The organism is Rhizobium sp. YIM 134829 (assembly GCF_046546455.1).
This window is the reverse complement of the sequence record NZ_JBKHKI010000001.1, coordinates 291,379-315,054: the sequence shown is the minus strand read 5'-3', so window position 1 is coordinate 315,054 and position 23,676 is coordinate 291,379. Positions and strand designations below refer to the sequence as shown.

21 protein-coding genes are annotated in these 23,676 nt (G+C 64.6%); 12 read left to right on the top strand and 9 right to left on the bottom strand.

Annotated elements, in window-relative coordinates; translation table 11 throughout:
• Positions 1 to 50 precede the first annotated feature (50 nt).
• Entirely contained in the window at positions 51 to 1,067 is a 1,017-nt protein-coding gene (locus ACLE20_RS01530; protein ID WP_410938484.1) for a polyprenyl synthetase family protein, read from the bottom strand.
• A gap of 122 nt (positions 1,068 to 1,189) precedes the next feature.
• On the opposite strand from ACLE20_RS01530, the gene ACLE20_RS01525 reads away from it, so the two are divergent.
• The 4 genes from ACLE20_RS01525 (at position 1,190) to ACLE20_RS01510 (ending at position 3,530) form a co-directional block, all read left to right on the top strand.
• On the top strand, positions 1,190 to 1,411 hold the full coding sequence (locus tag ACLE20_RS01525) for a DUF2007 domain-containing protein (protein ID WP_410938483.1): 222 nt from the start codon (positions 1,190 to 1,192) through the stop codon (positions 1,409 to 1,411).
• The gene (locus ACLE20_RS01520) at positions 1,408 to 2,211 is read left to right on the top strand and encodes a tRNA1(Val) (adenine(37)-N6)-methyltransferase (protein ID WP_410938482.1); all 804 of its coding nucleotides are present in this window, start codon (positions 1,408 to 1,410) and stop codon (positions 2,209 to 2,211) included. Before ACLE20_RS01525 ends, ACLE20_RS01520 begins: the two co-directional genes overlap by 4 nt.
• 131 nt (positions 2,212 to 2,342) lie before the next feature.
• Positions 2,343 to 3,206: a S49 family peptidase gene (locus ACLE20_RS01515; RefSeq protein WP_410938481.1), complete on the top strand. Its 864-nt coding sequence runs from the start codon at positions 2,343 to 2,345 to the stop codon at positions 3,204 to 3,206.
• Positions 3,207 to 3,344: 138 nt separating this feature from the next.
• On the top strand, positions 3,345 to 3,530 hold the full coding sequence (locus ACLE20_RS01510; RefSeq protein WP_410938480.1) for a hypothetical protein: 186 nt from the start codon (positions 3,345 to 3,347) through the stop codon (positions 3,528 to 3,530).
• 87 nt (positions 3,531 to 3,617) lie between these two features.
• Here the strand turns inward: ACLE20_RS01510 and ACLE20_RS01505 are convergent, their stop codons facing one another.
• Both ACLE20_RS01505 and ACLE20_RS01500 read right to left on the bottom strand, forming a co-directional pair.
• On the bottom strand, positions 3,618 to 4,211 hold the full coding sequence (locus ACLE20_RS01505) for a hypothetical protein (RefSeq protein WP_410938479.1): 594 nt from the start codon (positions 4,209 to 4,211) through the stop codon (positions 3,618 to 3,620).
• On the bottom strand, positions 4,208 to 4,540 hold the full coding sequence (locus ACLE20_RS01500) for a hypothetical protein (protein WP_410938478.1): 333 nt from the start codon (positions 4,538 to 4,540) through the stop codon (positions 4,208 to 4,210). Before ACLE20_RS01500 ends, ACLE20_RS01505 begins: the two co-directional genes overlap by 4 nt.
• A gap of 194 nt (positions 4,541 to 4,734) precedes the next feature.
• On the opposite strand from ACLE20_RS01500, the gene ACLE20_RS01495 reads away from it, so the two are divergent.
• Positions 4,735 to 5,685, top strand: coding sequence for a glycine--tRNA ligase subunit alpha (locus ACLE20_RS01495; protein ID WP_410938477.1), 951 nt, complete (start codon positions 4,735 to 4,737; stop codon positions 5,683 to 5,685).
• A gap of 6 nt (positions 5,686 to 5,691) precedes the next feature.
• Here the strand turns inward: ACLE20_RS01495 and ACLE20_RS01490 are convergent, their stop codons facing one another.
• Positions 5,692 to 5,838 (bottom strand): hypothetical protein, encoded by a 147-nt coding sequence (locus tag ACLE20_RS01490; protein WP_410938476.1) that lies wholly within the window; start codon positions 5,836 to 5,838, stop codon positions 5,692 to 5,694.
• Positions 5,839 to 6,234: 396 nt separating this feature from the next.
• Between ACLE20_RS01490 and ACLE20_RS01485 the strand changes: the two genes are divergently transcribed.
• The 5 genes from ACLE20_RS01485 to ACLE20_RS01465 all read left to right on the top strand — a co-directional run bounded on the left by ACLE20_RS01485 (position 6,235) and on the right by ACLE20_RS01465 (position 12,877).
• Positions 6,235 to 6,786, top strand: a complete 552-nt coding sequence (locus tag ACLE20_RS01485; RefSeq protein ID WP_410938475.1) for a LemA family protein — start codon at positions 6,235 to 6,237, stop codon at positions 6,784 to 6,786.
• 44 nt (positions 6,787 to 6,830) lie between these two features.
• Positions 6,831 to 8,096, top strand: a complete 1,266-nt coding sequence (locus tag ACLE20_RS01480; protein WP_410938474.1) for a 3-phosphoshikimate 1-carboxyvinyltransferase — start codon at positions 6,831 to 6,833, stop codon at positions 8,094 to 8,096.
• A 38-nt stretch (positions 8,097 to 8,134) separates the two neighbouring features.
• Positions 8,135 to 10,123, top strand: a complete 1,989-nt coding sequence (locus tag ACLE20_RS01475) for a DUF2207 domain-containing protein (protein ID WP_410938473.1) — start codon at positions 8,135 to 8,137, stop codon at positions 10,121 to 10,123.
• 110 nt (positions 10,124 to 10,233) lie between these two features.
• Positions 10,234 to 12,345, top strand: a complete 2,112-nt coding sequence (gene glyS / locus ACLE20_RS01470) for a glycine--tRNA ligase subunit beta (RefSeq protein ID WP_410938472.1) — start codon at positions 10,234 to 10,236, stop codon at positions 12,343 to 12,345.
• A gap of 7 nt (positions 12,346 to 12,352) precedes the next feature.
• On the top strand, positions 12,353 to 12,877 hold the full coding sequence (locus ACLE20_RS01465; protein WP_410938471.1) for a DUF523 domain-containing protein: 525 nt from the start codon (positions 12,353 to 12,355) through the stop codon (positions 12,875 to 12,877).
• A 653-nt stretch (positions 12,878 to 13,530) separates the two neighbouring features.
• On the opposite strand, the gene ACLE20_RS01460 is transcribed toward ACLE20_RS01465, so the two are convergent.
• The 4 genes from ACLE20_RS01460 to ACLE20_RS01445 form a co-directional block, all read right to left on the bottom strand.
• Positions 13,531 to 14,049, bottom strand: a complete 519-nt coding sequence (locus ACLE20_RS01460; protein WP_410938470.1) for a plant virulence effector HPE1-like domain-containing protein — start codon at positions 14,047 to 14,049, stop codon at positions 13,531 to 13,533.
• Between the two features lie 219 nt (positions 14,050 to 14,268).
• Positions 14,269 to 15,534: a phosphoribosylamine--glycine ligase gene (gene purD, locus ACLE20_RS01455; RefSeq protein ID WP_410938469.1), complete on the bottom strand. Its 1,266-nt coding sequence runs from the start codon at positions 15,532 to 15,534 to the stop codon at positions 14,269 to 14,271.
• Positions 15,535 to 15,708: 174 nt separating this feature from the next.
• Positions 15,709 to 18,096, bottom strand: coding sequence for a putative bifunctional diguanylate cyclase/phosphodiesterase (locus ACLE20_RS01450; protein ID WP_410938468.1), 2,388 nt, complete (start codon positions 18,094 to 18,096; stop codon positions 15,709 to 15,711).
• Complete coding sequence (locus tag ACLE20_RS01445; RefSeq protein ID WP_410938467.1) at positions 18,093 to 19,136, bottom strand: spermidine/putrescine ABC transporter substrate-binding protein; 1,044 nt, start codon at positions 19,134 to 19,136, stop codon at positions 18,093 to 18,095. Before ACLE20_RS01445 ends, ACLE20_RS01450 begins: the two co-directional genes overlap by 4 nt.
• A 190-nt stretch (positions 19,137 to 19,326) precedes the next feature.
• Here ACLE20_RS01445 and ubiA point away from each other — a divergent pair, with 190 nt between their 5' ends.
• Entirely contained in the window at positions 19,327 to 20,286 is a 960-nt protein-coding gene (gene ubiA / locus ACLE20_RS01440) for a 4-hydroxybenzoate octaprenyltransferase (RefSeq protein WP_410938466.1), read from the top strand.
• A 126-nt stretch (positions 20,287 to 20,412) separates the two neighbouring features.
• Here the strand turns inward: ubiA and ACLE20_RS01435 are convergent, their stop codons facing one another.
• Positions 20,413 to 20,976 (bottom strand): DUF6101 family protein, encoded by a 564-nt coding sequence (locus ACLE20_RS01435; RefSeq protein WP_410938465.1) that lies wholly within the window; start codon positions 20,974 to 20,976, stop codon positions 20,413 to 20,415.
• Positions 20,977 to 21,318: 342 nt separating this feature from the next.
• Here ACLE20_RS01435 and ACLE20_RS01430 point away from each other — a divergent pair, with 342 nt between their 5' ends.
• Positions 21,319 to 23,616, top strand: coding sequence for a DUF1217 domain-containing protein (locus tag ACLE20_RS01430; RefSeq protein WP_410938464.1), 2,298 nt, complete (start codon positions 21,319 to 21,321; stop codon positions 23,614 to 23,616).
• Positions 23,617 to 23,676 lie beyond the last annotated feature (60 nt).

Below are 23,676 nucleotides of genomic sequence, written 5' to 3'. Positions count from 1 at the left end.
GAATGGCTTTTTTGGCGCACGCCCGCGGAAAAGCCGGTTTCTGCGAAGGCTCAGTTGACCCGGTCGATGCAGAAATCGATGACCTCGAGCAGAGCGGATTTATGCGCCGAGGCCGGAAGCGGCGCCAGCGCATCGCGCGCGATCGTGCCGTAATGCTTGGCGCGGGCGATCGTGTCGGTCAGGCCGCCATAACGGGTGATGAGGCCGTGCGCCCGCTCCAGATTGGCATCGCTGCTTTCGCCATCCTCGATGGCGCGGCGCCAGAACTCGCGATCCTCCGCCGTGCCGCGGCGATAGGAGAGGATGACGGGGAGGGTAATCTTACCCTCACGAAAATCGTCGCCGACATTCTTGCCGAGTTCGGCGGCAGACCCGCCATAGTCGAGCACGTCGTCCACCAGCTGGAAGGCGAGGCCGAGATTCATCCCATAGGATTTCAGCGCATTGCGGCTGGCGCGATCGGCCTTGGCGACGATCGGGCCGACCTCGGCCGCGGCCGCGAACAGCGCTGCGGTCTTGGCGCGGATGACGGAGAGATAATCGTCCTCGGTCGTCGCCAAATGCTTGGCGACGGAGAGCTGCAGCACCTCGCCCTCGGCGATCACCGAGGCCGCCGTGGAAAGCACGTCCAGCGCCTCCAGCGAGCCGACATCAACCATCATACGGAAGGCCTGGCCAAGCAGGAAGTCGCCGACGAGCACGCTCGCCTGATTGCCCCAGATCATCCGCGCGGTGGACTTGCCGCGCCGGAGATCGCTCTCATCCACGACGTCGTCATGCAGCAGGGTGGCCGTGTGCATGAACTCGACGCTGGTGGCGAGCTTGATATGGTGGTCGCCGCTGTAGCCGAACAGGGCGGCGGAGGACAGGGTGAGCATCGGCCGCAGCCGCTTGCCGCCGGAGGAGATCAGGTGGTTGGCGACCTCCGGGATCATCTGCACGTCCGAACCGGCCTTGGACAGGATGAGTTGGTTCACCCGCTCCATGTCGGCCTTGGTCAGATCGACCAGCGGCTTCACGGAAGCCAGTTTGTTCTTGCCGTCATCCAGCGGTATTACGACGCCCAAAACGAGCCACTCCTGTTCATTCTCATGGATGGAGAATAGAAAGGGGGGCCTTTGGCGGCAAGGGGCATTTGCGTCCGCCGTCGGACGCCAACTGTCGCAGCCCTCGTTTTCCCAAGGATATGATGCAGGAACTGATCCGAACCAACGATGCCGTCACGCTCTCCTTCGCTGAATCGTTGCTGCGCGATGCCGGCATCCTCTGTTTTGTGGCAGACCAGGGGATGAGCATTCTGGAAGGCTCGCTCGGCTTGCTCCCACGCCGGCTGATGGTCGAAGGCGAGCGGGCCGACGAGGCGCGCCGGATCCTGCGGGATGCCGGGCTCGAGAAGGAGCTGCGCGGGTGAGCGGCGACGGGCAGGGGGCAGCCCCGCCGTGCGAGACCATCGACAGCTTCCACCGTGGCGGCTTCCACCTCGTCCAGCCGCTGGGGCGCGGCCACCGTTCGGGCATGGATGCCATGCTGCTCGCCTCGCTCGTCGCCACGCCGGGCCGGGTCGTCGATCTCGGCGCCGGCGCCGGTGCGGCCGGGTTGGCGGTCGCGGCGCGGCTGGAGGACGCGGAGGTGCTGCTGGTCGAGCGGGCGCCGGATATGGCCGATTTCGCCCGGCGCAGCCTGGCGCTTCCCGAAAACAGCCACCTTGCCCGGCGCTGCCAGGTGCTGGAGGCGGATGTGACGCTGACCGGCCGCGCGCGTCTGGCGGCGGGGCTTGAGGACGAGGTCTTCGATCACGCGATCATGAACCCGCCCTTCAACAGCGCCGCCGACCGCATGACGCCCGATCCGCTGAAAGCCGAGGCGCATGCCATGAGCGAAGGCCTCTTCGACGCCTGGATTCGCACAGCAGGCGCGCTCTTACGCCCCGGCGGCCAGCTCTCGCTCATCGCCCGGCCGGAGTCGATCGCCGAGATCGTCACCGCCTGCGGCCGCCGCTTCGGCGGGCTGGAGATCACGGCGCTGCTGCCGCGCGAGGGCGAGGATGCCGTGCGCATCCTGGTGACCGCCATCAAGCAGTCGCGCGCGCGGCTGACGCTGAGAGCACCGCTCGTCATGCATGAGCCAGGCTCGCATCGCTTCACGGTCGAGGTCGATGCGCTCAACAACGGGCGCAGCGCCTACCGACGCCGCGACCGCCGCGGACGCTGAGCGGCGCTGCCGCCGCTACTGACGGAAATGTCATCGTGCCGAGGGCCGGCACGGCTTCCGGCCCATTGCGCCCGTTTCAGCAATTCCTACATGGCGGAGCGACGACTGTGTCGATGGAAGGACGTCTGACGATGGGACTGAAGCTCAAGCGGCTGCTACCGAAGCGTTTTCGCAAGGAGGGCGTGACAATCCCCGTCGTGCGCCTGCACGGTGCGATCATGAGCGGCGGCGGCGGTTTCCGGCCCATGCTCAATCTTGCCGCGGCCGCGCCGCTGCTCGAGAAGGCCTTTGCCATCAAGGATGCGCCCGCCGTGGCGCTCTCCATCAATTCGCCGGGCGGCTCCCCCGTCCAGTCGCGGCTGATCTTCCGCCGGATCCGGGATCTGGCGGAGGAGAAGAACAAGCGCGTGCTCGTCTTCGTAGAGGATGTCGCGGCCTCGGGCGGTTATATGATCGCAATCGCCGGCGACGAGATCTTCGTCGATCCGAGCTCGATCGTCGGTTCGATCGGCGTCGTTTCCGGCGGCTTCGGATTTCCCGAGCTGCTCGACAAGATCGGCGTCGAGCGGCGTGTCTATACGTCGGGTGAGAACAAGGTGATGCTCGATCCCTTCCAGCCGGAGAAGCAGGACGATATCGCCTATCTGAAGACCCTGCAGCAGGAGATCCACGCCACCTTCATCGACATGGTGAAGGGCCGGCGCGGCACGAAGCTCGCCGATGACGGCACGCTCTTCTCCGGCTTGTTCTGGACCGGCGGGCGGGCGCTGTCGCTCGGCCTCGTCGACGGCATCGGCGATATGCGCAGCGAAATCAAGCGCCGTTACGGCCGGGATGCGGAGCTGCAGCTGATCTCCGCCGGCCGCTCGCTCTTCGGCCGCAAGCAGCCGGGCGTCTCGATCGACCACGCCGCAGCTGAGATCGGCGCCGGTGCGGTTTCGGGACTTGCGGATCTCGCCCAGGAAAAGGCATTATGGGGCCGGTTCGGTCTTTGACGCTCAAGGCAGGGCGCGCGGCACCCCCGTCACGAACGGTGGTCTGCGCGGCCCGCCCACCGCAGGCGCACGCCGCCCGCCGATCCATGATGCGCCTGCCCCCTTTCGTCTTCGCCGCCCAGCTTTCGGACCCAACCCATGCCGCCCCTGATTCTGCTCCTCATCGTCGCCTTCATCGCCTGGTTCGGCTATCGCAAATTCGTGCTCGACGCCGAACGCCTCGCCCGCCAACGCGACCAGCTCCGCCGCCAGAAGGAAACGGGCTCGCAGGGCACGCTGGTGAAGGACCCGGCGACCGGGGAGTATCGGTTGAAGCGGGATTGAGGGGCTCTGGCCGCCCTTAGTGAAGACATGACCCGTCTAAAGTAAGACATCTGCTTCGACGGGAGGAGAGGCAACCACGCGTGACCCTTAGCTCTTCCAAGAGCTGCCGATCGTTGCGGGTTCGTCTATGCCGCCGGGTAGATCGGTAAAACGTCTGGCATCTTCCGGCCTTCGACCCGGTTTTTTGGGGTGAAGCATCTCATCGATGATATCCGCCGCTGAGGGGATAATGCCGACCTCCTGCATCCCGTAGAGCAGCCCGACGGTCGAGATCAGGTGAAGGTTCGGTGGACGGTTGAAGACCCTGAGGCCCGCATCCTCGAACAGGATCGCTACGGGTTCGTTGGTATCGACATATCGTCGAATGCCGCCTTCATCGGAAATGAAGTCGATCATCGCCAGCTCCCCGGCGTTTTTCTTGCTCTTCTGTCCGCGCCGCCGCTTCTCCCGCTCAGCGTCGCCAATATCCGTGCGCTCGATGACGATGGGTGGCGAGTGTTCGTCAATGAAGACCTTCACTTCGGCATCCTTAAGATAGGACGGATCGCTGGTCAGCTCGTCATAGACCGCGTCGACGACGACGATGCGCATATCAAGTCTGAGCAGGAGATCGAGCCGATCGGCGACCCACAGGCTGTTGATCGGGCCCGCGTCGGGCAGGATGATCGTACACCGCTTCATCCCATCTTCCAGAGTTCTGCAAAAGTGGAAGCCTGGTGTTCGATCTCCTGCCTCGAAGGGAGCGGCATGGGGAGGTCGGCATCTCCCAGCGCGACGAGCAGGTCTGCGTAGTCTCTGAGACCGAGGCGCCGCACGGCCTCCTGTCGCGAAAGCAGACCCTTGGAATAGGCGAGAAGCGGGTCTTCATCGGAGACCGCCTTCTCCGGCTCGGTGATCGCTTCCAAATGCTCGCGCACGATCGCTGTAATAGTCGTCCGATTGCGCGCGGCATAGGCCTCGACCCTGGCGACCAGGTCTTCAGGCAGATTCATGGTCGTGTTCTTCAACATGGCGCGACCCTCCGCTGGTTCCCCATTTATAGGTTGGCTGCGATGGCGTGGCAACGATGGCCTGGAAGCGCTTTGCGTTCATTTGCAATCCGGACTGAGCTCCGCATCCGCACTCCCGCATTGACCCCCGCCGCTTGCCATGGCACTCGTCCGGCACGTTTTGACCGATGGCGCCAGGAAAGCGGCGAGAGACCATGAGCACCGTTCCCGACCACATGAACCCGAAGCGCTCCTTCCAGGCGCTGATCCTCACGCTGCACGCCTATTGGGCGGACAAGGGCTGTGCCGTGCTGCAGCCCTATGACATGGAGGTGGGCGCCGGGACGTTCCATCCGGCGACGACGCTGCGGGCACTGGGGCCGAAGCCCTGGCGGGCCGCCTATGTGCAGCCCTCGCGCCGGCCGACCGATGGCCGCTACGGCGAAAATCCCAACCGCTTGCAGCATTACTATCAGTACCAGGTCATCCTGAAGCCCAACCCATCTAATCTGCAGGAGCTCTATCTCGGCTCGCTGGAGGCGATCGGTCTCGATCCGCTGCTGCACGATATCCGCTTCGTGGAAGACGACTGGGAAAGCCCGACGCTCGGGGCCTGGGGGCTTGGTTGGGAATGCTGGTGCGATGGCATGGAAGTGTCGCAGTTCACCTATTTCCAGCAGGTCTGCGGCATCGAATGCGCACCGGTCTCAGGCGAGCTCACCTACGGGCTCGAGCGGCTCGCCATGTATGTCCAGGGCGTCGACAATGTCTACGACCTGAATTTCAACGGCCGCGAGGGTGCCGAGAAGATCAGCTATGGCGACGTCTTCCTGCAGGCCGAGCAGGAATATTCGCGCTATAATTTCGAATATGCCGACACCGCCATGCTGCATCAGCACTTCATCGATGCCGAGCGCGAATGCCAGTCGCTGTTGAAGGCCGGCGCTTCGACGAGCAGCGCGAATGTCCAGCTGCACAAATGCGTCTTTCCGGCCTATGACCAGTGCATCAAGGCCAGCCACGTCTTCAACCTGCTTGATGCGCGCGGCGTGATCTCGGTTACCGAGCGGCAGGGCTATATCCTGCGCGTGCGCACGCTGGCCAAGGCCTGTGGCGAGGCCTTCCTGCTGACGGAGGCGGGCGGCGTCAATCTGGCTGCCGCCTGACGCCGCTCAGCCGCGCTTCGGCCGGTGGATGTAGAGCGGCGCGCTTTCGAGCGGTGCAATCAGGCTGCGCGGCCGCTCGGTGCGTAGCGCGATGAGATGGCTGACACCCATCAGGAGCACGGCGGCCAGGGTGATGATGGCAAGAAGCGTCATGGTATCCTTTCGCAAGTGTCGCGGCGCGGTCTGCGCGCAGGAAACGGGCTCCGGCACGGGCGGCGCCCGGCCGGGTCGTGAACGCAAGAGCTACGGAGTGCCAACCGGAGAAAGGTCTTGCCTGTCCGGCTCTGCCTCATGGCAGATCGTAAGCCGGCATCGGCCAGAGGCGATGATGCCGGAACGCAGGAATGATTGTCATGGTAAGCCGGTGCGAAACTTGTTTCTATCGCGAAACCTGCTGATATCCATGGTCCCCGGCCGAGACAGTGTCAAGATCGGTCTCAGGTGACACGGCGATGGCGCTGCGGCGCCACGCTTTGAAGTGGTCGCCGGCGAAAAAGGGCGCTATGAGGGGCCAATGGGCTATGCCCGTCGTCGGCAAAAGGGGAAGACATGATTATCGGGCTGATCATTCTGGCCGTTTTGGCGCTTTATCTGATCATCCTCTACAACGGGCTCGTCAAAGCGCGGCAGGTCAAGGAAGAGGCCTGGTCGGGCATCGACGTTCAGCTGAAGCGCCGCGCCGATCTCATTCCGAACCTCGTCGAGACGGTGAAGGGCTATGCCGCCCATGAACGCGGTACGCTGGAAGAGGTCGTCTCGCTGCGCAATAAGGCCCAGGCCGTGCCGACGGGTGATGTCGCCGGCCGTGCCCAGGCCGAAGGACTGCTCTCCCAAGCGCTCGGCCGCCTCTTTGCGCTCGCCGAAGCCTATCCGGATCTCAAAGCCAACCAGAATTATTCCGAGCTACAGGCCTCGCTGGAAAAGACCGAAAACGAGATCCAGATGGCGCGGCGCTACTACAATGGTGCCGCCCGCGATCTCAATGTGCGCGTTGAAAGCTTTCCCGCCAATCTGGTCGCTGGCCCCTTCGGCTTCTCCAAGGCCGCCTATTTCGAAATCACCAACGAAGCCGATCGCGCCGTTCCCACCGTCAAATTCTAACGGGCCATTCATTCATCACGCGCAGCGGTCGAGAGACTGAGACAATGACCATGACCGAGAAAAAACTGACGCTCGAGCCCGTGACGGGTCCGCTGATCGGAACCGTGCGGCCGCCGGGCTCGAAGTCGATCACCAACCGCGCGCTGCTGCTCGCCGGCCTTGCCAAGGGCACCAGCCGGCTGACCGGGGCGCTGAAGAGCGACGACACCCGCTATATGGCCGAGGCGCTGCGGGCCATGGGCGTCGGCGTCCAGGAGCCGGATGCCACCACCTTCGTCGTCACCGGCACCGGCCGGCTGAAGGCGCCGGAAGGCCCGCTGTTCCTCGGCAATGCGGGCACCGCTACGCGCTTCCTCACCGCCGCCGCCGCTCTGGTCGAGGGCCGTGTGGTGGTCGATGGCGACCAGCACATGCGCAAGCGGCCGATTGCTCCCCTGGTCGAGGCGTTGACGCGGCTCGGCGTTGCCGTCGAGGCCCCGAGCGGCTGCCCGCCCGTCACCGTCACCGGCACCGGCACCCTTCCGGGCACCCGCGTTGAGATCGATGCCGGCCTGTCGAGCCAATATGTCTCGGCGCTGCTGATGGCGGCAGCCGGCGGCCATGCGCCGGTGGAGATTGCGCTTAAGGGCGAGGAGATCGGCGCACGGGGCTATATCGACCTGACGCTCGCCGCCATGCGCGCCTTCGGCGCAGAGGTCGAGCAACAGGGTGCGGCGCTCTGGATCGTGCAGCCGACCGGATACCGGGCGACGGACTTCATGGTCGAGCCCGACGCCTCGGCCGCAACCTATCTCTGGGCGGCGGAGGTGCTGACCGGCGGACGCATCGATCTCGGCGTCGCGGCGGAGGATTTCTCCCAGCCCGATGCGCGGGCGCACGCGGTCATCTCTACCTTTCCGCATCTGCCCCCCGTCATCGATGGCTCGCAGATGCAGGATGCCGTGCCCACGCTCGCCGTGCTCGCCGCCTTCAACGAGACGCCGGTGCGCTTTACCGGCCTTGCCAATCTGCGCGTCAAGGAATGCGATCGCGTGCGCGCGCTCTCGACCGGGCTCACGGCCATTCGGCCGGGACTCGGGGTGGAAGAGGGCGACGATCTTCTGGTCGCCTCCGATCCGGCGCTTGCTGGCCAGAGCCTGCCTGCGGAGATCGACACCTTCGCCGATCACCGCATCGCCATGAGCTTCGCGCTGGCGGGCTTGAAGATCGGCGGCATCACCATTCGCGATCCCGACTGCGTCGGCAAGACCTATCCGGACTATTGGGATGCGCTGGCCTCGCTCGGCGTCGGCATGGCGGCGAAGGACTGAACGTAACGGTGTGATCGATCACGGGAAGGAAGGGGTGTATGACGCGGTTCCTGGCAGGTGTCGGCCTTGTCGTCCTTCTTCTCCTCTCCGGCATGGCGTCCGCGGCGGAGCGGATTCGCGCCTATGACGCAACCATCGCCGTGGCGGCGGATGGGGCACTGACGGTCACCGAGCGCATTCGCGCAACGGTTGAGGGCGACCGGATCCAGCGCGGCATCTATCGCGATTTTCCGCTCTTGATGCAGGATGCAGAGGGGCGCACGCACCGCGTCGGCTTCACGCTGCTCTCCGTCCGTCGCGATGGGAAGGAGGAACCTTCCCGCACCGAGGCGATCGACGGCGGCATCCGCATCTATACGGGCGAGAAAGACGTCATCCTGCGGCATGGCGAGCATGTGTTCGAGCTGACCTATGAGACCGATCGGCAGATCCGTTTCTTTAACAGCTATGACGAGCTCTACTGGAACGTCACCGGCAATGGCTGGAGCTTCCCGATCGACGCGGCTTCCGCGCGGGTTACCCTGCCGAAAGACGTCAGGCCGCTTGCGCTCGCCGCTTACACCGGGCCGCAGGGGTCGACCGCGCGCGATGCAAGGGGCGAGGAGACAGCCGATGGCGCCGTCTTCCGCACCACCCGGCCGCTCGGGGCCGAGGAGGGGCTGACCATCCTCGTCAAGCTGCCGAAGGGTGCCGTCGCCGCGCCCGATGCAAGCCAGGAACGGCTCTGGTGGATGCGGGACAATCTCGCCCTCCTGATCGCCACACCCGGACTGATGCTGGTCGGCGTCTACTATCTCTTTGTCTGGTTCCGCGCCGGGCGCGATCCGGAAGGCGGCGTGGTCGTGCCGCGTTGGGAACCGCCGGCCGGCCTGTCGCCGGCGCTGGTCAATTATGTCGACAATCGCGGCTTTGCCGATGGCGGCTGGACGGCGCTGTCCGCCGCGGCGCTCAATCTCGCCGTGGCCGGCGAGCTGGTGCTGGAGGATTTCAAATCCTCGCTGACTTTGCGTCGGGCGGAAGGCGGAGCCGCTGCGGGTGCTGAGGAGAAGGGAGGCCCCTGGCAGGTCGCTCGGCGAGCCGCATCCCGGCCCGCGTCCGGTGCAGCGGTCGGCGAGGCGAGCCTCATCGCCGCTGTCGATCAGGCGGGCGGCACGCTGGTGATCGACAAGGCGAACGGCCCGGCCGTGCAGAAACTCGGCACGGCCTTTCGCACGGCGATCGAGAGCGAGCACCGCGGCAAATATTACCGGCAGAATTGGGGGCTGATCCTCATCGGTCTCGGTCTTTCGGCGATCACACTGGCGCTGATCGTCCTCTTCGGCCATCTAAGCGAGGATGGGATCGGCATCGTCATCATCCCGGTCTTCGCAGCCGTCTTCGTCACGATCATGCTCGGCGGCCTCGTCAAATCGGTGCGCCGACGGGCGAGCCTGGCGCGGCGCATCCTGTCGGTCGTCGTGCTGGCCATCTTCGCCTTCGTGGCGCTGACCATCTTCGGCGGCCTGTTCTCGATGATCGCGCTGGAGGCGATCGAGACGCATCAGCTGCCGCTCCTCCTCTGCGTCGGCGGCATCGTGCTCATCAACGGCCTGTTCTTCTTCCTGATGGGGGCGCCGACGCCGCTCGGCGCCAAGCTCTCGGCCGAGATCGCCGGGCTGCGGCAATATCTGACGCTGGCCGAGAAGGAGCGGATGAACATGGCCGGCGCGCCCACGATGTCGCCCACCCATTACGAGACGCTGCTGCCCTATGCCGTGGCGCTCGGCGTCGAGGAGCCTTGGTCGCGCACCTTCGAGACCTGGCTGGCGACGGCCGCTGCCGGGGCGGCGGCCTATTCGCCGGTCTGGTATCACGGGCAGGGTTTCGACGGCGGGTTCGCCGGCCGCATGGGCGGCTTTGCCGGCTCGATGGCCAGCACCATGCAGTCCTCCCTTCCGCCGCCACCCAAGAGCTCCTCCTCCGGCTTTTCCTCGGGCGGCGGCTTCTCCGGCGGCGGGGGTGGCGGCGGTGGCGGTGGCGGCTGGTGAGGCGGCCGCGCTTTCCACACGCGATGGCGTGACAAGAGCCGGCCGGCTTGGTAGAGCGACGGCACCTCCGCCCCAAGGGGCCTGCCCGTCGTCCAGCCACGAGCCCATCCATGCCCGATCTTCTGCTAGAACTCCGCTCCGAGGAAATTCCCGCCCGTCTGCAGCGCAAGGCGGCCGGCGATCTGAGGAAGCTTTTGACGGACGCCATGGTCGAGGCGGGCCTGACCTATGAGGGCGCACGCGAATACTGGACGCCGCGCCGCCTGACGCTCGATATTCGCGGCGTCACCGCCCGCTCCGCCGACCAGCGCGAGGAGAAGAAGGGCCCGCGCACGGACGCCAATGAGAAGGCGATCGAAGGCTTCCTGCGCGCCGCCGGCCTCTCCTCCATCAGCGAGGCCCATGTCCACAGCGATCCGAAGAAGGGCGATTTCTACGTCGCCCATCTCCTGAAGCCCGGCCGCCCGGCGGAAGAGATCATCGCCGAGGTCATGCCCGGCATCATCCGCAACTTCCCCTGGCCGAAGCCAATGCGCTCGGGTGCGGCCTCGGCCAAGCCCGGCGCGCTGCGCTGGGTGCGCCCGCTGCAGTCGATTCTTTGCACCTTCGGGCCGGAGAATGAAGAGACGCAGATCGTGGATTTCGAGGTCGATGGCATTCGCGCCGGCAATATCACCTACGGCCATCGCTTCCACGCACCAGAGGCGATCACCGTCCGCCGCTTCGCCGATTATGCGGAGAAGCTGGAGCGCGCCAAGGTCGTGCTCGATGCCGAGCGCCGCAAGCAGATCATCGAGACCGACGCCCGCAACCTCGCCTTCGCGAGCGGCCTCGATCTGGTGGAGGATGAAGGCCTGCTCGAGGAGGTCTCGGGCCTCGTCGAATGGCCGGTCGTGCTGATGGGCCGGTTCGAGGAAGACTATCTCGCTATTCCCGGCGAGATCATCCGCCTGACGATCAAGACCAACCAGAAGTGCTTCGTCACCCGCAAGGCGGGAGAGGAGGCGCTGTCGAACAGCTTCATCCTGGTCTCCAACATTGAGGCGAAGGATGGCGGGGCGGAGATCATCCACGGCAATGGCAAGGTGGTGCGCGCCCGGCTGTCCGACGCCCGCCATTTCTGGACCCGCGACCAGGGGGATCTGCCGGATCTCGACACGCTGAAGCCTTCGGCCGAGCGCTTCGGTCTCGACCTCGCCAAGCCGCTCGATCAGCGCATGGCCAAGCTCGATACGCTGAACGTCACCTTCCAGGCCAAGCTCGGCACGCAGGGCGCCCGCGTCGCGCGCATCCGCACTCTGGCTGCCCGCCTTGCGCCGATCACGGGCGCCGATCCGGCGCTGGTCGATCGCGCCGTCGTGCTCGCCAAGGCCGATCTGCGCACCGAAGCGGTCGGCGAGTTCCCGGAACTCCAGGGCCTGATGGGCCGCAAATATGCGCTCCTCCAGGGCGAGGATGCCTCGGTCGCTGCCGCCATTGAGGATCACTGGAAGCCGAACGGCCCGTCCGACCGCCTGCCGCAGGATGCGGTGGGCTTGACCGTCGCGCTCGCCGACAAGCTGGACACGCTGACCGGCTTCTGGTCGATCGACGAGAAGCCGACCGGCTCCAAGGATCCCTATGCACTCCGCCGCGCGGCACTCGGCGTGGTGCGCATGCTGCTCGAACGCAAGATCCGCCTGCCGCTCAGCGCCTATGTCGATGCCGACCTCCTTTCCTTCTTCCATGACCGTCTGAAGGTCTATCTGCGCGAACTCGGCGCGCGTCACGATCTGATCGACGCCGTGCTGACGCCGGAGGCCGATGATCTGTTGATGGTCGCCCGCCGGGTCGAGGCGCTGACGGCCTTCATCACCTCCGAGGACGGGCTGAACCTGCTCGCCGGCACCAAGCGCGCCACCCAGCTTTTGGCTGCCGAGGAGAAGAAGGGCACGGTCGTCGCATCCGCGGTCGATCCCGCGCTCTTCACGCTCGACGCCGAGCGCGCGCTCCATGAGGCCGTGCAGTCGGCCGCACGGTCCGCGGCAGAGGCCGTTGCGCGGGAAGATTTCCGCTCGGCCATGGAGGCGCTCTCGACGCTACGCGGACCGGTCGACCGCTTCTTCGCTGATGTGCTCGTCAATGACGAGGACCCGGCGATCCGCGCCAACCGCCTGGCGCTGCTCGCGGCCATCCGCACCGCCACCGGCACGGTGGCTGACTTCTCCAAGATCGCCGGCTGAGGCCAACATGAGCGCCGGCGACCGCATCCTCGTCAGCGCCTGTCTGATGGGCGAGGCAGTCCGCTATGACGGCCGGGCCAAGCCGCTCCACCATCCGCTGCTCGCGCGCTGGCGGGCAGAAGGGAGGCTCATCAGTTTCTGCCCGGAATGTTCCGCAGGCATGCCGGTTCCGCGTCCGCCGGCCGAGATCGCCGCGGGAAGCGGCGCAGCGGTGCTCGATGGAGAGGCTCGTGTCCTCGAAGCCTCCGGCCGCGACCTGACCGAGGGGTTCCTGCGCGCCGCCAGAAACGCATTGGCTGCGGCCCAGCAAGGCCGCTGCCGCTACGCGCTGCTCATCGATGGCAGCCCGTCCTGCGGCTCGTCCCGCATCTATGATGGGCGCTTCGTCGGGGAGAAGCAGGACGGCGAGGGGGTGACGGCAGCCCTTCTTCGCCGCCATGGCATCCTCGTCTTCGCCGATCACCAGATCGAAGACCTGGCTCGGGTGCTGGAGGTCGAGAGCGCGGATGCTGGTGATCGCAAGGGTGGATGAAGCCCGCATTCTCGAATTTCACCGCTTGCCGATCTACCCTCCGGAGTGACAGCCTGGGCGGGACTCCCGGCTGCCGTTTCGCTGAGAGCAAGAGCTTGCCCGCACGGAGAATTGCCAGCCCGTGCAGGTGTTCCTGATTGTAAGCGTGATGCTGATCGAACGAATCCCAACCGCGTCACGCCGTTTCGCGGGCACGGCTTTGCCAAGGTCGGGGAGGCTCATCATCCCCAAGACGCCGGCGGGCACGGCGCGTCGACGTCTGCTCTGCGAACGATCGAGAATCTTAGAAAAAATTCATATTGTGCAAACCTGCTGCGCAGCCCTGCCTTCGCTCGATCCGTCGGGGCGGTCTTTCACGCGATCGACACGAAACTATTAGATGTTCGTGATAGGCCGAAAACGGTTCGTGCGACGCGAGTTTCGGGTCGCTGAAGCGTGACGATGCACCATTCGCAGCCGCGCAAAGCGTGCAGACGAGGCGGAGGCGTTCAGGTGGGAGCATGGGGAGATTGTCCAAGACCAGAGGTATCGCAGAGGTCAGGACAAAAAAATTGCGCCCCTGCTTCTCTCAGGGGCGCAATTCCTTCGCTTGTTACAGCGAATGCCCGAGGCGACAGTTTGGTAACTAGCCGTTGAGGGCAGGGATACAAAAATCACTGTAGCCGAAGTTGGAAAGCTTTTCCATCAAAATCGTGTGATGGCTGGGCTACGAACGAGGCAGCTTTCGGCGTGACCGTGGCAGCGTCGAGCGCGGCCGTTGTCATGCGGTCTTCTGCATTGGTCACTGCAATCGCTTCGAGCGACTCGCTGTCCGAGGGTATGGACAGGGGCGTTGCGGCCGATGCGACCGCGGGAGAGCCGGCATGCAAAGCGGCCAATTGCGCCTCGGTCGGTGTGGTCACGAAGACGACCGGAGAACCGCCGAGCCAGGCCTCGGTGCGGACGATCTTCATGCGGCCGCCCACATCCTTGAATTCCGTGCGATCGGTGTTGGGCGCAATATCGGGCACGACATAGGTCTGGCGGCGATCCTCGATCAGTGCCGGGCACTGGCGGCAGGAAATCTGCGTGATGCTCTCCGCATCGCCGACCTGCTTCGGCGCCTCGATCGAGGATGCGGCGGCGGGGAAGGCCGCCAGGGCGCCAATCAGGGAAAACGCCAATCTGCGCATTTCGGTCTCCTCACCAGTCCAGGCACAAGCGGCCCGGAGACGGCTCTTCCTGCGCCGGATCGCGCAGACCCGGCTTTGATCTGCGTCACCCTATCAGCCGGCCCTTACCGGGCGGTCACGGAGAAGGGTAAATTTTGAATGAAGCGCGCGGTTGACGCTGAGAATGTCCGGGTGCGGCGCAGGTTCGGTTTCGTGCACGAAACCTGCCTGCGCTCTGCCTCAAGCGCGGGTCAGCGCGCGCCAGCCGATGTCCCGACGGCAGAAGCCGTTGTCCCAGGCAACCTGGTCCACGGCCGCATAGGCGGCCTTCTGGGCCGAAGCCGGATCGGCGCCGATGCCGGTGACATTCAGGACCCGCCCGCCGGTCGCGACCAGTTGCCCATCCCTCAGGGCCGTCCCCGCGTGGAAGATGCGGCTCTCGGCACTGTTCTCGGGGAGGGCGCGGATCGGCGTGAACGTCTCGAAGGATCCGGGATAGCCCTTGGAGGCGAGCACCACGGCCAGCGCCGTCTCGTCGCGCCAGGTGGCGGTGACCCGATCAAGCGTGCCGGTGGCGGTGGCGTGGAGAATCGGCAGAAGATCGCTTTCAAGCCGCATCATCAGCACCTGGCACTCCGGGTCGCCGAAGCGGACATTGTACTCGATCAGCTCCGGTCCCTTGTCGGTGATCATCAGACCGGCGAAGAGAACGCCGGTGAAGGGATGGCCATCGGCCGCCATGCCACGGATCGTCGGGCGGATGATCTCCTCCATCGTCCGCTCGACCATGGCTTCGCTCATGATCGGCGCCGGCGAATAGGCGCCCATACCGCCGGTATTGGCGCCGGTATCGCCATCGCCGACCCGCTTATGATCCTGGGCCGATCCGAAGGGCAGGGCGGTCTCGCCGTCGCAGAGGCAGAAGAAGCTCGCCTCCTCGCCGTCGAGGAAGGCTTCGATCACCACCTCCGCTCCGGCGGCGCCGAAGGAGCCGGCAAAACAGTCGCGCACGGCCGCTTTCGCCTCGTCGAGCGTCATGGCAACGGTCACGCCCTTGCCGGCGGCCAGGCCATCGGCCTTGACGACGATCGGCGCGCCGACGCTGTCGAGATAAGCGAGCGCCGGCGCTTGCTCGGTGAAGCGGCGATAGGCGCCGGTCGGGATGGAATAGCGCGCGCAGAGATCCTTGGTGAAGCCCTTCGAGCCTTCGAGCCGGGCGGCGGACGCCGAGGGGCCGAAGACGGCGATGCCCGCCGCACGCAGTGCATCGGCCAGACCGGCGACAAGCGGCGCTTCGGGGCCGACGACCACGAGGTCGATCGCGTTGTCGTGGCTGAAGGCCACGACCGCATCATGATCCTCGACGGCGAGGGAGAGGTTCTCGGCCACGGTCGCGATGCCCGGATTGCCCGGCGCGGCATAGAGCGTGGTGAGGAGGGGAGACTGCGCGATCTTCCATGCCAGCGCATGCTCGCGTCCACCTGAACCGATCAACAGAACCTTCATCGCCATGTCCCCGTAAAACCTCTCGCAGCGCCTAGAGCGAGGGGCGCGGAGCGTCAAGACAAATTGGCCATCGACGGACAGGGCGAGCGGGTCCGGCGGTGTTCGGTTCAGGCGTCGTCAAACCTCAATCCGCGTTTCGAGGCAAGACCGACATGCCTGCCCGATGTCCACCGCTCATCCCTTGGCGGCAGGCGGCGGGGCAAAGCTGCGCAGGGTCGGCATCTTGAGTTTGGTGGCAGCGGGGGATGCCAGACGCTGGAGCGCCCAGAGCCCAAGATCGTCGAGGGAAAGCGGCTTGGAGATGTAATAGCCCTGGAACAGATCGCAGCCCGCGGCGATCAGCAGGTCCATCTTCTCCTTTGTCTCAACGCCCTCGGCCACGACCGACATGCCGCGCGCATGGCAGAGCGCGATCATGGCGCGCAGAGCCGCCAGCATGTCCGTCGTCGCCATCGTTTCGACCATCGCCCGATCGAGCTTCAGTGTGTCGGCGGGATATTCGATCAGCTGCTGGACCGAGGTGTAGCCGGCGCCGAAATCGTCGATCGACAAGCGGAAGCCGCGGGCGCGCAGCGCCTCGACGGCCTCGCGCAGCACCAATCCAGCCTCGACCGCATAGGTCTCGGTCAGCTCGATCTCGATCACGCCCGGCTGCAGCCCGTGCGCTGCGGCCTGATCGCTCAAATGGGCGCCAATCGCGCGCGAGTGCAGCTCGGCGGAAGAGACGTTGATCGCCAGAATGGTGTTGGCCCCGAACATCGCCTCGAGACGGCGATAGTCGCTCATCGCCCGGCGCACCACCCACCAGTCGATCTTGCTGAACAAGCCGGAACTCTCGGCAATCGGCACGAATTCGTCGGGTCCCACCTGACCGAGCGCCGGCGAGGTCCAGCGCAAGAGCGCCTCGCACCCCGTGACGCGACCGCGCCGGTCGACGATCGGCATATAAACGAGCGAGAATTCCTCGTCGGGATCCATGGTCATCAGCTCGTCCTGGATCTGGCGCGACCTGTCGCGCCGGTCCTTGAGCGTCCGGGAAAAGCGCGAGGCGCGGTTCTTGCCTTCGGTCTTGGCCTGATACATGGCGGCATCGGCATTGATCACCAGTTCCACCCCGTCGGAGGCATCGTCCGGGAAGAGCGCGATCCCAATGCTTGCGGTGATCGGATAGGCCTTGCCTGCGATCTCGAAACCGCCCGCGAACAGGGAAAGGATGGCAGTGCTCACCGCATCGACGGCCCGATCGCCGGGCGGGACGGTCAGTAGCACGGCAAATTCGTCGCCGGAGAGCCGGGCGAGCGCGGGGATCGGCATAGCATGCGCCTCGGCGATCGCGCCCAGCCTGTCCCGCAGACGGTCGGCGAGCGTGCGCAAGACCTCGTCGCCGACGACATGGCCATGCTTGTCGTTGACGAATTTGAAATTGTCGATGTCGAGGAAGAGGAGCGCCACATGCTGCCCCTCGCGCTCCGCCGCTTCCAGCGCCTCGCCGGAAAGCGCCTGGAAGCGCGCGCGGTTGGGAAGCCCGGTCAGCGGATCGGTCCAGGAGGCACTGCGGACGAGATCGAGCGCGCGCATCGACTGGTCGTGCATGGTTTCGATATTGACCGAGAGCCGCCCGATCTCGCCCTCGGTGGTTTCCGGCACGATGCGGGTCGCCGCGCCACTCATTACGGCCGTCACCTTGCGATCGAGCACCGCGATGGGATTGCAGATGAACCGGCGGATCAGGGTCACCATCGTGACGATGGTCAGAATGCTGATCGCGAGCGTGCCGATCGACAGCACGATCTTCAAATGCAGGAGGCCGCTCGAGACATGCGCCTGCGGCACGGCCATGGTCAGGTAAAGCGCTGGTGCAAGGCGGACGCTGGCCGCGAGCCGGGTATCGTTCGGTGCGGGCGGAACGGGCGTCAGCGTCACGTCGCCCTCATATTCCGCCTGCAGCGCGCTCTTCATGCCGATGAACTGGTCGGGCTGGATCGCCACCTGGACCAGGATCGCCCGCGCCTTGTTGGCAGAGAGCGCCCGGTTGAAGGTAACGGGATCGATGAACTCCGACTGGACAATGATCGGCCGCTGCATTCCCTCATGGAGATAGGTCCAGTCGTGCAACTGCGTGCCGGCGATCAGCCGCCGCGCCAAACCCTGCTGCTGCCCGCTCATCTCGGCGAAGGGATCGGCGCTGCTTTCAAAATAATAGCGGGTGGCGAGGTCGGGACCGATGATCGAGAAGGAGATGAACTTCGCCTGATCGTCGGAGAGCGAGCGGATCGATTCCTGCAGGCGCAGCGACAGGGCATTGTAGCGATAGGTCTCGTCGCCCTCCTGCATGAAGCGGCGGACTGAATCGCCTTCGAGCAGAGAGAAGAGGAAGCCGCGCGCCTGGGCCACATCGCCGCGAAACAAGGATTCCGCATGGGCAAGCTGCTGCGACAGCCGGGCCCGCTCCAGGGAGAGCATGGCGCCGCTCTGCGCCCAATAGACGAGCAGGGCCGCCGTCATGTAGCCGGCAATGACGATCGGCAGGATCAGGAAGGTGGCGCGCTGAGCGAGGGTCACTGGTAGTTCGCCATGGACGAGATGATCCGACGGCGGGTCTGCACCGACTGGACGGACAGAGTGGTCTGGTACTGGCTCCGCGACAGGATTTCGGCGGGCACGTAAATCGCCGGGTTGTTGCGCATGGTTTCGGGAATGAGCGGCAGGGCCTTGAGGCTCGCGGTCGGCATGTCGAGCGCCTCGGCATTGCGGGCAGCGTTCGGCGCCGATGCGATGAACTCCACCAGCGCCAGGGCATCGGCCTTTTGCGGCGATGCCTGCATGACGGAGATGCAGTCGAGCCAGGAAAGCGTCCCTTCCTTCGGCACCGCATAGCGCCAGAGGTCCTGCGCGCCCGCCTTGTCGTTCAGCGCCTTCTGGTCGCCGCTATAGCCGAGCGCCATGAAGATGTCCTTGCCGATCGTCGGGTTCTGGATGGCGGTGATTACATAGTCATAGGTCAGCACATAGGGGGCTTGCGCCTTCATCAGCGTGAAGGCGGCCTTCAGGCTCTCGGCATCATTGGCATTGATCGACTTGCCAAGCAGGACCAGCGGCGCGATGAAGGCCTCGTTGTGGTCGTCATACATGGCGATATGCCGGCGCAGCGCCTCGTCCGGCTTCATCAGGTCGTTCCAAGACGTCGGCACCCGGGTCACCTTGTCGCTGCGATAGAGAATGCCCATCGTTCCCGAGAGATAGGGCACGCCATAGCCGACGCAGCGGTCTTTCCACGTGGTGTCGTAGTCGGCGAGTGCCGGAACGTTCGCCGCGTCGAGGGGAGCAAGCACGCCGCGCTTGCCGAACAGCGCCGCGGAATTTTCGCCGACCACCGAAAGGTCGATATTGCTGCGCGGATCGGCCAGGATCTCGTCGCGCGCATCGCCGCTATCATAGAGGACTTGATTGACCTCGATCCCGGTCTTGGCGGTGAAATCCTTGAGGATCGACGGATCGATGTAGGATTCCCAGATCAGCAGGTTGAGCGGACGCGCCTCGGCCACGGGTCCGGCTGCGCAAAGGATCGCCGCGATGCATGCGGCCTTTTTGAGAAGAGACATCGGCATGATCTCCCACTTTGATAGTGTGAGCTTACGTCTCAAACCTTGATGATTTTCTACCTGTTGCTGCAGAAAGTTGTAGTCCTACCCCTAAATTGCGTCTTGGGAGCATCAGGAAGGGCCGTCTCCGACACCCTTGCCCATCTGAAGCGCAGCTTGACGCTCTTGGCACGGCGGGGCACAGAGAGCCATGGAGACGTCGAACATCGATACCGGGCGCGTTGCCGATGCGCCGTCGCGGAACTGGGTCTACCGCGCGCTTCCGCGTGGGGTCTGGCCCTATGCGCAGCTCGCGCGCTGGGACCGGCCAATCGGCTGGCAGCTGTTGATGTGGCCCTGCTTCTGGTCGGCAACACTGGCGGCGATCGCCGCGGCCGAGCAGGGCCCGCTCTCGACCGGACGCTTTTTCGCTCACCTTTTGCTGTTCTTCATCGGCTCGGTCGCCATGCGCGGTGCCGGTTGCACCTATAACGATATCATCGACCACAAGATCGACGAGGCGGTGGCGCGGACCCGTTCGCGGCCCTTGCCCTCCGGCCGGGTCTCGCGCCGGGCGGCGAAACTCTTCATGGTCGGCCAGGCACTCATCGGCTTGGTCGTGCTGCTGCAGTTCAACAGCGTGGCCATTCTGCTCGGCATCGCCTCGCTTGCCTTCGTCGCCATCTACCCCTTTGCCAAGCGCTTTACGGACTGGCCGCAATTCTTCCTGGGTCTCGCCTTTTCCTGGGGCGCGATCATGGGGTGGGCGGCGGAGTTCGGCAGCCTCGCCGCCGCGCCACTGGTGCTCTATCTCGCGGCGATCGCCTGGACGGTCGGCTACGACACGATCTACGCCTATCAGGACCGCGAAGACGATGCGCTGGTCGGGGTCCGCTCGACCGCTCGCCGCTTCGGCGAGACGCCGCGCCCCTGGCTGCTCGCGCTCTATGGTGTCACTGTCGCGCTGGTGGCGCTTGCTTTCCTGCTCGCCGGCGTCGGTCTCCTCTCTTTCCTCGCGCTTCTGATGGCGACGCTCCTGCTCGGCTGGCAGATCCTCGTGCTCGACATTCACGACCAGGCCCAGTGCCTGGCTCTGTTCCGCATGAACGGCACCGTCGGCCTCATCCTCTTCCTGGGCCTTCTCGCCGATCTGGCCCTGCGGCTGATCTGACGCGGAACGCTGCAGGGAGGCTGCGCGATTCGGCCGCGGCCCCGTGGGATGCTTCCCCTGTTTGCGCAAACAAAAAACCGACCGCAGGGACGGCCGGCCTTTTGCACTGGAGCGGAGAAGAGGAGATCAGTGGCGTGCGATGATCTCGCGGCCGTCGATCTTCATGGCGACGCCGAGGCTGGTCGCGGCGCGGCGCATCAGGAAGCGCGGACGGCGGCGGTGCAGCTGGTGGCGGCGACGCGGGGTGATCTTGCGGGTCTTGACCTCGCCCAGATGTTCCTCGAGCGGACGGGCTACTCCATCGGCCTCGATCATCAGCATGGGGATCTTGTAGGCTTCCGACCAAGCGCGCCAGTCGGCGGCGATGTCGGAAAGATCGTGGGCAACCAGAAGCGGAATGCAGAGCTCGATATCGTCGTGATGCAGCTCGAGCGTGACGGTCACCTCGCCGTCGCCGTGATCGATGGCACGGGCGGCAACGCCGCGGAAGGCGCGGGCGGGCAGGGCCATGGAGAGCGGAAGACCGCTCGTGGGCAGGATCTTGCGCAGCACCGCGCCGCGCTCGTCCAGGGTAATGGTAACACCGCTTTCGGCTCCGGCCGGAATGTAGCTAGCGTGTTGCGGAAAGCGTCTCGGATCGAGCCGGAGCGCGGTATCAGCCCAGGCGGGTTGGGAAACGGTCTTCAACATGTCATTCGCCCTTGTTTTCCTTGAGAGCCGGTTTTCCGGTCTTCCTCGCGAGGCATTCGCCTTCTGTGAGGGTGAGACTACGCGGGGGGTGTTTGTCGCGGCTTAAAAATCGCGGTTAAAAAACTTCGTGCTTTCCGATGGTTAGCAAATCCGCACGCCACAGGGTTTAGAAGCGGTGAAGGCGAGGTCCGGGGAGGCGCCTAAAGGCTCGCGCAAGGCCGCGCCGGCAAGGTTGCGCGCACGGGCGGTGGAGCGCCGCCATGAGACGATGGCGCGCAAGGCCCCTGTCCCACCCTTTCACGCCGCCTGCCCGACATGGCGGCCCGCGCACCGGAGCGGCACATGGTTTCGACCTATCTCCAGTACAATCTTCTGACCCGCGACATGAAGACGAGCCTGAACCGCACGGCGGAACAGACGCAGGTCGCGCGCGACACGGCCTATTACAAGGAGAACATCGGCAAGGTCACGACGATCGACGAGTTCCTCGACGACTACCGCCTCTACTCCTATGCGATGAAGGCGCATGGCCTGGAAGACATGACCTATGCCAAGGCCTTCATGAAGAAGGTGCTGGAAAGCGATCTCAACGACGACAACAGCTATGCCAACCGCCTGTCCGACGAGCGCTACCGCAACTTCGCCATGGCCTACAGCTTCTCGACGGGCAAGGCCGTGGTGCAGACGTCTGCCCAGGAAGACGCGGTGATCGGCCTCTACAATCAGGGCTCCGCGCGGCTGGACGATCACGTCAGGACCGAGACGAACTATTTCAACGCCGCCATCGACCTCGTGAAGACGGTCGACGACCTCTGGGGCAACGAGCGGCTGCGCGGCTATGTCCTGAAGAGCCTGCGGATGGACGAGAACATGTCCTATCAGCACTTCAAGGCGGTGGTGACCAGCGATCTCAATGACCCCAACAGCTACGTCAACACAGTCTCGACCAACTTCATCAAGTCGCTGCAGGACAAGATCGACGCGGTCAAGGCGTCAGCGACACCCGCGGATCTCAACAATTCCGGCAGTGCCGCCTCCATCGCCATTGCCGGCTACAAGGCGCAGATCGACAGCGTTCCGGACTACAGGCCGCTCGCAGCAGCCTTCAACTTCGCGTCCGACGGAACCCTGATTGCCGGCAAGACCGCGATGGATGCCGGCCAAAAGGCCAACATGAATGAACTCTACGCGGTTTCGCAGCCGCGCGTGACTTCCTCGGCAGCGCTGATCAACCGCTCCTATTTCGAAGCGCATATCAAGGACTTCACCAGCACGAGCGACTTGCTTTCGAACAGCCGCATGCGTTCCTTCATCATCACGGCCTTCGGCCTGCCGAAGGCGACCCTGACGGCAACGCTCGACAATATCCTGACCAGCGATCCGAACGATCCGAACAGCTACGTCAACAAGAATGGCGGCGAGTTCAACGCCAACTACAAGGAGCTGCGCAAGGCGTTCAATTTCCGTGCCGATGGCACTCTTGAGCCTGGTCTGTTGCTGCAGACACCCGAGCAGACGAAATCGACAGGCGACAATTACATGACCCGCTACAACGATGCGGACGATGCGGCCGACGAAACGCTGGTCAAGCAGTTCAAGCAGCTGATCGGCACGGTGAGCAATGTCGACGATCTGCTGGACGACGCGAAGTTGATGAAGGTCGTCCTGAACGCCTTCGACCTGCAGGACGAGGGCGACACGCGGCGCAAGCTCAAGCAGGTGCTGACCAGCGATCTCGCCGATCCGAAGAGCTACGCCAATTCTTTGAAGGATCCTCGCTACGTCAACATGGTCAAGGCCTTCAACTTCAACGCGGATGGGTCGGTTAGCCCGCCGATCCTGCCGCAGTCGCAATCGGAGATCACGCTGACGGCCAAGAACTACGCCGTCAACAAGTCGCGGTTCGGCACGGAGGACGACAAGAAGAAGGCCAAGGAGGAAGCCTCCTATTATGCCAAGCAGATGGAGCAGATCGGCTCGCTCGACAGCCTCCTCAAGAACAAGCGGCTGGTCGATATCATCCTTGTTGCCAACAACATCGACCCGGACTCGGTCACAACCGACGAACTGAACAAGATCTTCAAATCCGACCTCAACGATCCGAAGAGCTATGTGAATACCGAAGCCGATCCGCGCTTCCGCGAGATCGTCGCCTCGTTCAATTTCGACAAGAACGGACACGTTGCACGCCCGGAAACCGCCGGCATCCAGACCCGGCGCGGCGTGATGGAGACGGAGGATCTCTATTACAACCAGACCCTCGAAGAAACCGAGGGCGACGAGAATGCCGGCGTCCGCCTGGCGCTCTATTTCCGCCGCAAGGCCGCAAGCGTCGGTTCGGCCTATGATCTTCTGGCTGACAACGCGCTGATGCAGGTGGTGCGCACCGCCTACCAGATACCCGAAGGCCTATCGAGCGCGGATGTCGACAAGCAATATGCCTATATCAACAAGGTCCTGGACATCAAGACGCTGCAGGATCCGGCCGAGGTCGAGAAACTGCTCAAGCGCTTCACCGCGCTCTACGACGTCGACAACAACGTCGACACATCTGCCGCCAACATGATCCTCGCCGGCCAGACCGGCGGCATCAGCGCCGATGCGCTGTATACTCTGATGAGCCTGCGCAAAGGTGGGTAATTGTCGAAACGCTCGTTTTCTTCACCGCGACCATCTCGTTCGACTATTCCTTTATGAGGA